The organism is Flavobacterium sp. (assembly GCF_049590715.1).
Taxonomy (GTDB): Bacteria; Bacteroidota; Bacteroidia; order Flavobacteriales; family Flavobacteriaceae; genus Flavobacterium.
On sequence record NZ_JBAWDL010000198.1, the window covers coordinates 1 to 11,168 of the forward strand.

Genomic DNA, 11,168 nt, shown 5'->3' on the forward strand with positions numbered 1-11,168 from the left:
CTTTGTGTCTGTACAAAAGTAGAACCTTAGTGCCTTAGTGCCTTTTCGGTAAAATAAAACACCTTTATGGTAAAAACACATTTAATGAAATACGCAAGATTAACAAAAGAACAATTTGAAGAGTTAACACAGGAATTTACTAATTTTTTAGCAACTCAATCTATTGATAAAGCGGAATGGGATCAAATTAAAATAGAGAAACCAGAGGTGGCGGAACAAGAATTGGATGTTTTTTCAGATTTAATCTGGGAAAGTGTGCTAACAAAAGCAGAATATTTAGAACATTTTTCAAAAAATCATATTTTTATTTTTCAAGCTTTTGATACCTATATTAATTCTATTGTTCTAAAGTCATTAGTTCCTGAGGTTGATTTTTTAACTAATGAAGGTTTGCAATGGTTAAGTGATAATATGTTTACGGATACTATTGAGATGAAAGTAGGGAAAAAACAATTTTCAGACGAACGTAATAGTTCGTTATTTGCTCTTATTCAGCAAGGTGCATTTTTAAGTGACGGACAATTATACAAACAAATAAATACGATTATTGAAGGGTAAATAAAGTTGTGGGTTATAAGTTATGGGTTAAGTGTTTGATGGTTGCGTAATAGTTAATTATTACTACGCAGACTTTTAACTTCTAACTTTCAGCTTGAAACTCCAAACTCTTAACTCCAAACTTTTAATTCATAACACCTAAATTGTTCCCATGGATATTCTGTCGCAAATATTGTTATTAAGAGAAGAACTTGAGCAGCATAATTACAATTATTATGTACTGGACAATCCTGTTATTTCGGATTATAATTTTGATTTAAAGTTAAAGCAACTTCAAGAATTGGAAGCGAAACACCCTGAGTATTCTGATGAAAATTCACCTACGCGACGTGTGGGTGGAACAATTACGAAAAACTTCCAAACTATTACGCATGAGCAAAGAATGTATTCTTTGGATAATTCGTATTCAAAGGATGATTTGTTAGATTGGGAAAAACGACTTCAAAAACAGTTAGGCGAAGTGCCGCTGGAGTATACCTGTGAGCTTAAGTATGATGGTGCATCCATTTCGATTACTTATGAAAACGGACAATTAGTGCGTGCGGTGACTCGTGGAGATGGTTTTCAAGGAGATGATGTAACAAATAATATAAAAACCATCAATACAGTTCCATTACGATTGAAAGGTGATTATCCTGCTAAATTTGATATTCGTGGTGAAATTATTCTGCCTTTTTTAGGTTTCGAAAAAATGAATCAGGATTTGATAGAAATAGGTGAAATTCCTTATTCTAATCCTAGGAATACAGCTTCAGGAAGTTTGAAATTACAAAATAGTTCCTTGGTTGCTAAAAGACCTTTGGATTGCTTGTTGTATTCAATTGTGGGGAGTAATTTGCAACTTAGTTCTCAGTTTGAAGGATTGAATAAAGCGCGAGAATGGGGGTTCAAAGTACCACAAGAAGCACGATTGGCCGGAGATCTTGAAGCTGTTTTTGAGTTCATAGATTATTGGGATATTCACCGTCATGAATTGCCTTATGAAACGGATGGTGTAGTAGTGAAGGTTAATTCTGTTCAGTATCAAGAGGAATTAGGATTTACGGCCAAATCACCTCGTTGGGCAATGGCGTATAAATTCAAATCGGAGCAGGTTTCGACTAAGCTAAATTCAATTTCGTACCAAGTAGGACGAACAGGGGCTATTACACCAGTAGCTAATTTGGAACCTGTGCAATTAGCAGGTACGATTGTAAAGCGTGCTTCGTTACACAATGCTGACCAAATTGAAAAATTAGATATCCGAGTTGGAGATACTGTTTTTGTTGAAAAAGGAGGAGAGATTATACCTAAAATCATAGCGGTAGATTTAGGACAACGACCTGAAAATTTAGTCGGTACGCAGTATATTACACATTGTCCTGAATGTGAAACGGAATTGGTTCGTAATACTGGTGAAGCAAATCATTATTGTCCTAATTTTTACGGATGTCCTCCACAGATTATTGGTCGTATTCAGCATTTTATTTCTCGTAAAGCAATGGATATTGAAGGATTAGGTGGCGAAACGGTTGCTTTGTTGTTTAATAACGGTTTAGTGCATAATTATGCCGATTTGTACCAGCTGACTGTGGAACAAATTCTTCCTTTGGAACGAATGGCGCAAAAATCAGCAGAGAATTTAGTTAATGGTGTCGCAGAATCAAAAAATATTCCTTTTGAACGTGTTTTGTATGCTTTAGGAATTCGTTTTGTAGGTGAGACTGTTGCTAAAAAATTAGCGAAACATTATAAAAACATTGATGCACTTTCGAAAGCTAGTTTGATGGATTTGATTTTGGTTGATGAAATTGGAGAGCGAATTGCGCAAAGTGTCATTGATTTTTTTGAAAATCAAGAAAATAACTTGATCATCGAGCGACTGAAAGAATACGGTGTTCAGTTTGAAGTGGTTGAGAAGACAAATCTAGATGCTACGGAGATTCTTTTAGGGAAAACATTTGTAGTTTCGGGTGTTTTTACGGAGTTTTCTCGTGATGATTTAAAGAAAAAGATTGAGGATAATGGCGGTAAAGTAGGTAGTTCTATTTCATCCAAAACGGATTATGTTGTAGCGGGAGATAATATGGGTCCAGCTAAATTAGACAAGGCTAATAAATTGAGTATCCCTATTATTTCAGAAACGGATTTTATGGCGATGCTTAAGGAAGGTTAGGAGTTGAGAGTGAAGGATTAAGGGTTAAGAGTTAAGGGTTAAGAGTTAAGGGTTAAGAGTTAAGAGTTAAGGGTTAAGGGATAAGAGTTAAGAGTTAAGGGTTAAGAGTTAAGATTTAAGAGTTAAGGGTTAAGAGTTAAGAGTTAAGAGTTTGCTTTGAACTATTCGCAGGTATATCACTGACAGTTCATAACGTATAACATATAACTCATAACGTATAACATATAACTCATAACATATAACTCATAACATATAACTCATAACATATAACTCATAACATATAACTCATAACGTATAACTCATAACGTATAACTCATAATAACTCATAATGTTTCGCTTTCTATAAGAACAAAACATCATAAATAGCCCTGATAGAAACGAAAAGCCTTATGGTGGCTTTGGTTTTGCCACCATAAGCTTGTAGTGGATAGCAGGAAGAGGCGGGAATCAAAGTATTGTCGTTCTGCTTCTTATTGTTAAAAAATTTCTTTTATGTGTCAAATTGTTAAGGTTATAACAAAAAGTTTTAAATCTACGTTATAGTTTTTTAGATTTGCTCTCTATATTGTGACATAAATACTTAATTTTGTAAATTAGATAAGAGATCATGCTGTTGAAATATTTAAAGGAATTTTCAGTAAAACAACTATTGAAAAATAGTTTTCTTAAAGAGAAAAAACAGCCAAATTCCAATAAAATTAAGACGGTTGGTTTGCTAATTGATGAATGTTGTTTTAAGGACAAAAATCAGTTAATTGAACAATTATTTTTCAACGGTTTTTTGGAAAAAAACATTGAGGTTCTTTTGTATAGAAGTAGAATTAATAAGAATAAGGTATGTAAGTATCCTTTTTTTACTTCTAATGATATTAACTGGAATGGTGCAGTAAATAATAAAGTAGTAACTGATTTTATTGATAAAGAATTTGATTTATTAATTAGTTATTATGATGTTGAGAAAGCAATTTTGTTACTAGTGACAAATCAATCAAAAGCAGATTTTAAAGTTGGTTTCTCCTCTATTGATAAACGAATAAATAATTTGATGATTAATGTAAATGCTCAAAATTATAAAGTATTTGTTTATGAATTGTTTCGATACTTAAAAATATTAAATAAAATATAACCTAACACATGCAATCATTAATAGGAACTGGAGCGGCGCTTATAACTCCATTTAACGAAGATTTATCCATTGATATAGAGGCTTTAACACGTATTGTAAATTTTTCAGTTGATGGTGGAATTGAATACTTAGTAGTTTTAGGAACTACAGCTGAAACAGCAACGCTTAGTTCAGCAGAAAAAGAATTAGTCATCAAAACTGTTGTAGCAGCTAATAAAGGAAGATTGCCTTTGGTTTTAGGTGTTGGAGGAAATGACACGATGACATTAGTTAACGAATTAAAAACTAAGGATTTAACAGCTTTTGAGGCAATTTTATCTGTTTCGCCATACTATAATAAACCCACACAAGAAGGAATATATCAACATTACAAGGCAGTAGCTGAAGCTTCTCCAAAACCTGTAATTATTTATAATGTTCCTGGTAGAACTTCTAGTAATATGTTGCCAGCAACGGTAATCCGTTTGGCAAATGATTGTAAAAATATTGTGGCACTTAAAGAAGCTTCGGGTGATTTGAGTCAGGCAATGGAAATAATCAAAAACAAACCAAAGGATTTTCTAGTAATATCAGGAGATGATATGTTGGCTTTGCCAATGATATTTGCTGGTGGGGTTGGTGTAATTTCAGTTATTGGTCAAAGTTTTCCAACTGCTTTTTCAGAAATGGTTCGTTTAGGATTGAATCGTAAAGTGGATGAAGCATATGAGATACATTACCGTTTTTCGGATTGTATTAATATGATATTTGAACAAGGAAATCCAGCTGGTATTAAAGAAGTCTTTAAGTCACAAGGTATAGCAGAGAATTATGTTCGCCTACCATTGGTGTGCGTTGATGAAGATTTGGCTACTAGAATTGATTCTTTTGTAGCGAAATTTGACAAATAAATCCCTTAATTTCTTAAGCAAAGAAATATTTTGTAGAAGCTAAATTTATGCCTAAATTTGCACCGAATCTTCGGTACGGTTTTTTGTAGGTTGTTGCTAACAATTGAATCGAAAAAATATAAAAATGAAAAAAATAATATCATTATTGTTTCTTGTAGTGCTCTTTTCATCTTGTAACGAATATCAAAAAGCATTGAAAAATGAAGATGTCGCTGTGAAGTATGAAATGGGAACTAAGTTATACGAAGAGGGAAAATATACAAAAGCTATTCGTTTATTTGAACAGATTGCAACTAGTTATAGAGGGAAACCTCAAGCGCAAAAGTTGTTTTATATGTTTTCGCAATCGTATTATAAAACCAATCAGTTTTATTTAGCAGGTTATCAATTTGAAAGTTTTGTTTCTAGTTATCCTAAAAGTGAAAAAGTAGAAGAAGCTGCTTTTTTAGGTGCTAAAAGTTATTCAAAATTATCTCCTATTTACAGTTTAGATCAAACGGATACACACAAAGCGATAGATAAATTACAAAATTTTATTGATAGTTATCCTAATTCAACTTATTTGCCAGAGGCTAATACATTAGTAAAAGCTTTAGCTGAGAAAATTGAAAAAAAGGTATATGAAAATGCCAAAGGTTACAATACAATTTCTGATTACAAATCAGCATTAGTTGCATTTGATAATTTTATCAATGATTTCCCAGGAACACCATACAAAGAGGATGCATTATATTACAGATTAGATTCTGCTTATAAACTAGGAATTAATAGTGTTCAGGATAAAATGCAAGAGCGTTTATTAGTAGCTAAAAAAGCATATACTAATCTAATTGCTTTTAAGGCAGATACAAAATACAAAGAAAAAGCCGACGATATGTTGGTACGAGTGGAACAAGATTTACAAAAATTTACTAAATAAAATAAAGTCATGGATTTAAAAAAGACGAATGCTCCAGTAAATACAATAACTTACAACAAAACAGTTATTGAAGAACCTACTGGGAATGTGTATGAAGCGATAACCATTATGGCTAAAAGAGCAAACCAAATCAACTCTGAAATCAAAAAGGAATTGACTGAAAAACTAGAAGAGTTTGCTACATATAATGACAGTCTTGAAGAAGTTTTTGAAAACAAAGAGCAAATCGAAGTTTCAAAATTCTATGAAAAATTGCCTAAACCACACGCTTTAGCAGTTCAAGAATGGTTAGATGGAAAAATCTATCACAGAGATTCAAACAAATAATACGTACCAATGTCAGTTTTAAACGGTAAGAAAATTTTACTAGGAGTTTCTGGTGGGATTGCAGCCTATAAAACAGCATCATTAGTACGACTCTTTATAAAAGCAGGTGCACATGTCCAAGTGATAATGACACCTGCTTCTAAGGATTTTGTAACGCCATTAACGTTATCAACCCTTTCTAAAAATCCTGTTTACTCTAGTTTTTTCAACGAAGAGGAACAAGATGCAGAGTGGAATAATCATGTTGAATTAGGTCTTTGGGCTGATTTAATGGTTGTTGCTCCTGCCACCGCAAATACCCTGTCAAAAATGACCAATGGGAATTGTGACAATCTCCTTATAGCTACTTATTTGTCAGCTAAATGCCCTGTGTACGTGGCTCCAGCGATGGACTTAGACATGTATAAACATCCTTCTACGATTGCTAGTTTCAACTCCTTACAGCAATTTGGGAATACTATTATTCCTGCTGAATCTGGTGAATTAGCCAGTGGACTTTCGGGAGAAGGTCGTATGGCTGAACCTGAAAATATAGTCGCATTTATTGAAGCCGATTTAGAAAGTAAATTACCGCTAAAAGGCAAAAAAATATTAATTACTGCTGGTCCAACTTATGAAGCTATTGATCCTGTTCGTTTTATAGGGAATCATTCTTCAGGGAAAATGGGATTTGATATTGCTTATAGCGCTGCAAATTTTGGTGCTTCGGTAATTTTGGTCTCAGGACCTTCTCATTTTAAATCAAATCACGCTTTAATTCAACAAATTGATGTGATTTCGGCACAAGAAATGTATGATACTTGTCATGCACATTATGATCAAATGGATGTTGTTATTGCAGCGGCAGCCGTTGCTGATTACAGACCCAAACATGTTGCTAGTCAGAAAATAAAAAAAGCAACTGATAGTTTTAGTATTGAATTAGAAAAGACCAATGACATCTTGTTGTCACTTGGTGAAAAGAAAAAAAATCAATTCTTAATAGGTTTTGCATTAGAAACGGAGAATGAAATTGAAAATGCAAAGGGGAAAATCCAGAAAAAAAACTTAGATTTGATAGTTCTGAATTCTATGCAGGATGAAGGAGCAGGATTTAAAAAAGCAACTAACAAAGTTACCTTTATTGATAAGGATTTCAATATTGAACCAATGGAGTTAAAATCTAAGGAAGCAGTTGCTGAGGATATTTTAAACAAAATAAAAGCCTATTTTCATGAATAAAGGGATTCTTCTTTTCGCAATACTATTTTTTTCTGTCGTACAGGGACAACAATTGAATTGTACTATTACAGTCAATTCTGAAAAATTAGCTAATACGAATCAATCCGTTTACAAAACGTTAGAAACTTCTTTAACAGAGTTTGTAAATAAAACAGATTGGACAGGCAAAGCATTAAAGCAAAATGAAAAAATCAATTGTTCGATGTATATTACGATCTCTGGCAATAATTCAGATCAATTTGAGGCAACGATTCAAGTACAATCATCAAGACCTATATATAATTCTTCTTATTCGTCTCCAGTTTTAAATTATAACGACAAGGATTTTAGTTTTAAATACACGCAGTTTGAGAGAATTATCTATAATGCGAATAGTTTTGAATCTAATTTAGTTTCCGTAATTTCCTTTTATACTTATGTTATTTTAGGTTTAGATGCAGATTCATTTGTTCCAAAATCAGGGGATGAATATTTAGAAGTAGCGCAAAATATCGCCAACGTATCACAACAAAGTGGCTATAAAGGGTGGTCTCAAACTGATGGGAATCAAAACCGTTATTTTTTAATTAATGATTTATTATCACCTACTTATTTTGTAATTAGAAATACTATTTCAGATTATCATACAGGTTTAGATATGATGACCAAAGATCTTAAGGGAGCTAAAGAGAAAATTAAAGGCTCTTTAATGGATTTGAATAAATTATATGCTGCAAAGCCAAATGCTTTTTTGACTCGTGTTTTTTTTGATGCCAAATCAGATGAAATTGTGTCTATTTTTTCAGGAGGACCTACGATTACCATTACAGATTTATTAGAAAGTTTAAATAAAACGTCTCCGTTGAATAACAGTAAATGGGGAAATATTAAGTACTAACACGTTGGGTGCAATTAATCAAAACTTGTTAAAAAAAAGCGATTTTAATTAAAATCAAAAGTAAAATTGAATCAAAAATGTCAGTCTGAACCTGTCGAAGACCTCATATTAAAGCATTTCGACAAGCTCAATGTGACATTAGTTATAGATTAACGATAAAAATAGAATTAGACCCAACGGATTAAATACTAAAAACTTTTTTATAGTATTAATTTAGCTACCAAAACAGATTAGATGATTACCACACTTTCGATAAAAAACTACGCATTAATTGAGAAATTATCTATTGATTTTTCCAAAGGATTTTCGATAATCACAGGAGAAACAGGAGCAGGAAAATCAATTATTTTAGGCGCATTGGGTTTAGTTTTAGGCAAGAGAGCTGATTTATCTTCGTTGAAAAACAAAGAAGAGAAATGCATCATCGAAGCCCATTTTGAAATTTCCAAATACAATTTAAAACCGTTTTTCGAGTCTAATGATTTAGACTACGAAGACGATACTATTATACGACGCGAAATTTTACCTTCGGGCAAGTCGCGTGCATTTATTAATGACAGTCCTGTAAATTTACAGGAATTACAAGAGTTAAGCTTGTATTTGATTGATATTCATTCGCAACAACAAACTCAGGAATTGTCAGACGAGAATGTACAATTCAAGATTATTGATGCTATTGCTCAGAATGCGGATATTCTTTTAAACTATCAATTGGTTTTAAAGAAATACAAGGCTGAGAAATCAAAGTTGAATGCTTTGATTAAAAAGCAAGCCGAATCGTATAAAGAACAAGAATACAATCAATTTTTATTGACAGAATTAGTTGAAGCCAAACTAAAATCAGGCGAACAAGAAACCTTGGAAGCGGATTATGAAAAGCTAAATAATGTTGAAGTTATCAAAGAAGCGATTGACAAGTCATTAGCGATTACGAGCGCCGAGTCAATTGGTGTTTTGGCTAATTTGAATGAAATCAAAACCGCTTTACATAAAATCGCATCTTTTTCACCAGAATATCAAAGCTTACACGAAAGAGTAGCAAGTGTTTTGATTGAAATGGATGATGTTGAGAAAGAGCTGAACGACTGCTCAGAGTCTTTATTGAGTGATCCAGCACAATTGGAATTGATCAATCAAAAGTTGCAGTTGATTTATAACTTGCAAAAGAAACACCAGGCTGGAACTGTCGAGGAACTTTTGGAAATTCAATCTAAATTGGAAAATTCGGTTTTAGAATTAGGGAATTTAGAAAGTGATATTGAAGCGTTAAATCATTCCATTGCTGAAAAAACCAAAGAATTGGATGCTTTGGCACAAACTGTTTTTGACAACCGTCAAATCGCAATTCCAGTTTTAGGAGATCAGTTAATTTCCATACTCGCGACTTTAGGAATGCCTAATGTGCGTTTTAATATCAAAGTAACGCCAACGGCGACTTATTTTGAAAACGGAAAAGACGAATTACAATTCTTATTCGCTGCTAACAAAGGAACTGATTTTGGTTTACTGAAAAAAGTAGCTTCAGGTGGAGAAATGTCCCGTATCATGCTTGCTGTGAAAGCTATTTTAGCGCAGTACTCTAAATTGCCAACGTTGATTTTTGACGAAATTGACACTGGAGTTTCAGGAGAAATTGCAATTAGAATGGGTGAAATCATGAAAGAAATGAGCCAACAAATGCAAATTTTTGCCATTACACACCTGCCACAAATTGCGGCGAAAGGAAATGCGCATTTTAAAGTATTCAAGTCAACCGTGGGCGAAGACACTCAGTCTGAATTGGTTTTACTAAATCCTGAAGAACGAATTGTCGAAATTGCACAAATGCTTTCAGGAGCTGTAGTATCAGACTCAGCCTTAAATCACGCCAAAGCCTTGCTGAACTAATATATTCAATTATATTTGTTCTCGAAATAAACGAAATTTAAACTGCTTTTTAGCGCTATATAAATAACGAGTAAATAAAGAAACATGATTATAGAACCTAGAATGAGAGGATTCATTTGTTTGACATCTCAACCAAAAGGATGTGAGCAAAACGTAAAAAATCAAATTGAATATGTAAAATCAAAAGGTGCTATTGACGGTGCTAAAAAAGTTTTGGTTATTGGAGCTTCAACTGGATTTGGATTAGCTTCTAGAATTACCTCTGCTTTTGGATCAAATGCAGCAACTATCGGTGTGTTTTTTGAAAAAGGACCAGCCGAAGGAAAAACTGCTTCGCCAGGATGGTACAACTCTGCAGCTTTTGAAAAAGAAGCTACTAAAGCAGGATTGTATGCAAAAAGTATCAATGGAGATGCTTTCTCTAACGAAATAAAAGAACAAACATTAGACTTAATCAAAGCCGACTTAGGTCAGATTGATTTAGTAATTTATAGTTTGGCATCGCCAGTGCGTACTAATCCTAATACAGGAGTAATGCACCGTTCAGTTCTAAAACCTATCGGTGGAACTTTCACAAATAAAACTGTTGATTTTCACTCAGGAAAAGTATCTGAGGTTTCTATCGAGCCATGCAGTGGTGATGATATTGAGAACACCATCGCTGTAATGGGAGGTGAAGACTGGGCAATGTGGATGGACGCTCTAAAAGCGGCAAATTTATTAGCTCCAGGCGCTACAACAGTAGCGTATTCTTACATCGGGCCATCATTGACTGAGGCTGTTTACAGAAAAGGAACCATCGGTCGTGCTAAAGATCATTTAGAAGCTACTGCTTTTGACATCACTAAAAGCTTGGCTGATTTGAACGGAAAAGCGTATGTATCGGTAAACAAAGCCTTGGTAACACAAGCAAGTTCAGCGATTCCAGTAATTCCATTGTACATCTCTTTATTGTATAAAATCATGAAAGCCGAAGGAATTCACGAAGGTTGTATCGAACAAATCCAACGTTTATACGCGGATCGTTTGTACAACGGAACTGAAGTACCTACAGACGAGCAAGGACGTATTCGCATTGACGACTGGGAAATGAGAGAAGACGTTCAAGCTAAAGTTGCCGCTTTATGGCAAGAAGCCGTAACAGAAAACCTAGAGCAAATAGGAGATCTTGAAGGATACCGCAAAGACTTCTACAACCTTTTTGGTTT

General features: G+C 33.6%; 10 protein-coding genes. All 10 read left to right on the forward strand.

All coding sequences use genetic code 11. The annotated features are described in order from the left end of the window. The first annotated feature begins 84 nt into the window (after window positions 1-84). On the forward strand, window positions 85-558 hold the full coding sequence (locus WBQ70_RS08905) for a DUF6495 family protein (RefSeq protein WP_423913084.1): 474 nt from the start codon (window positions 85-87) through the stop codon (window positions 556-558). Between the two features lie 151 nt (window positions 559-709). Beyond that, window positions 710-2,713, forward strand: a complete 2,004-nt coding sequence (ligA, locus tag WBQ70_RS08910; RefSeq protein ID WP_423913086.1) for an NAD-dependent DNA ligase LigA — start codon at window positions 710-712, stop codon at window positions 2,711-2,713. A 607-nt stretch (window positions 2,714-3,320) separates the two neighbouring features. Further along, window positions 3,321-3,839 carry a DUF6913 domain-containing protein gene (locus WBQ70_RS08915; RefSeq protein WP_423913089.1) on the forward strand — a complete coding sequence of 173 codons (519 nt, stop codon included), beginning with the start codon at window positions 3,321-3,323 and terminating at the stop codon, window positions 3,837-3,839. A gap of 8 nt (window positions 3,840-3,847) precedes the next feature. Beyond that, complete coding sequence (gene dapA / locus WBQ70_RS08920) at window positions 3,848-4,729, forward strand: 4-hydroxy-tetrahydrodipicolinate synthase (protein WP_423913092.1); 882 nt, start codon at window positions 3,848-3,850, stop codon at window positions 4,727-4,729. Between the two features lie 124 nt (window positions 4,730-4,853). Next, a complete protein-coding gene (locus WBQ70_RS08925) occupies window positions 4,854-5,648 on the forward strand; it encodes an outer membrane protein assembly factor BamD (protein WP_423913095.1) in 795 nt (264 codons plus the stop codon). A gap of 9 nt (window positions 5,649-5,657) precedes the next feature. Then, the gene (locus WBQ70_RS08930) at window positions 5,658-5,975 is read left to right on the forward strand and encodes a DNA-directed RNA polymerase subunit omega (protein ID WP_026709525.1); all 318 of its coding nucleotides are present in this window, start codon (window positions 5,658-5,660) and stop codon (window positions 5,973-5,975) included. Between the two features lie 9 nt (window positions 5,976-5,984). Further along, complete coding sequence (gene coaBC, locus WBQ70_RS08935; RefSeq protein ID WP_423913099.1) at window positions 5,985-7,196, forward strand: bifunctional phosphopantothenoylcysteine decarboxylase/phosphopantothenate--cysteine ligase CoaBC; 1,212 nt, start codon at window positions 5,985-5,987, stop codon at window positions 7,194-7,196. Next, window positions 7,189-8,073, forward strand: coding sequence for a DUF4835 family protein (locus tag WBQ70_RS08940; protein ID WP_423913101.1), 885 nt, complete (start codon window positions 7,189-7,191; stop codon window positions 8,071-8,073). The genes coaBC and WBQ70_RS08940 overlap by 8 nt, the downstream gene beginning before the upstream one ends. 234 nt (window positions 8,074-8,307) lie before the next feature. Continuing rightward, window positions 8,308-9,960: a DNA repair protein RecN gene (gene recN / locus WBQ70_RS08945; RefSeq protein ID WP_423913103.1), complete on the forward strand. Its 1,653-nt coding sequence runs from the start codon at window positions 8,308-8,310 to the stop codon at window positions 9,958-9,960. A gap of 84 nt (window positions 9,961-10,044) precedes the next feature. Then, window positions 10,045-11,168, forward strand: a 1,124-nt coding sequence (gene fabV / locus WBQ70_RS08950; protein ID WP_423913105.1) for an enoyl-ACP reductase FabV, incomplete at its 3' end; no start/stop codon positions are given.

Excerpts from the sequence above, each read along its gene's own strand:
- WBQ70_RS08905 (WP_423913084.1), top strand. The coding sequence starts at position 85 with ATGAAATACGCAAGATTAACAAAAGAACAATTTGAAGAGTTAACACAG.
- ligA (WP_423913086.1), top strand. The coding sequence starts at position 710 with ATGGATATTCTGTCGCAAATATTGTTATTAAGAGAAGAACTTGAGCAG.
- WBQ70_RS08915 (WP_423913089.1), top strand. The coding sequence starts at position 3,321 with ATGCTGTTGAAATATTTAAAGGAATTTTCAGTAAAACAACTATTGAAA.
- dapA (WP_423913092.1), top strand. The coding sequence starts at position 3,848 with ATGCAATCATTAATAGGAACTGGAGCGGCGCTTATAACTCCATTTAAC.
- WBQ70_RS08925 (WP_423913095.1), top strand. The coding sequence starts at position 4,854 with ATGAAAAAAATAATATCATTATTGTTTCTTGTAGTGCTCTTTTCATCT.
- WBQ70_RS08930 (WP_026709525.1), top strand. The coding sequence starts at position 5,658 with ATGGATTTAAAAAAGACGAATGCTCCAGTAAATACAATAACTTACAAC.
- coaBC (WP_423913099.1), top strand. The coding sequence starts at position 5,985 with ATGTCAGTTTTAAACGGTAAGAAAATTTTACTAGGAGTTTCTGGTGGG.
- WBQ70_RS08940 (WP_423913101.1), top strand. The coding sequence starts at position 7,189 with ATGAATAAAGGGATTCTTCTTTTCGCAATACTATTTTTTTCTGTCGTA.
- recN (WP_423913103.1), top strand. The coding sequence starts at position 8,308 with ATGATTACCACACTTTCGATAAAAAACTACGCATTAATTGAGAAATTA.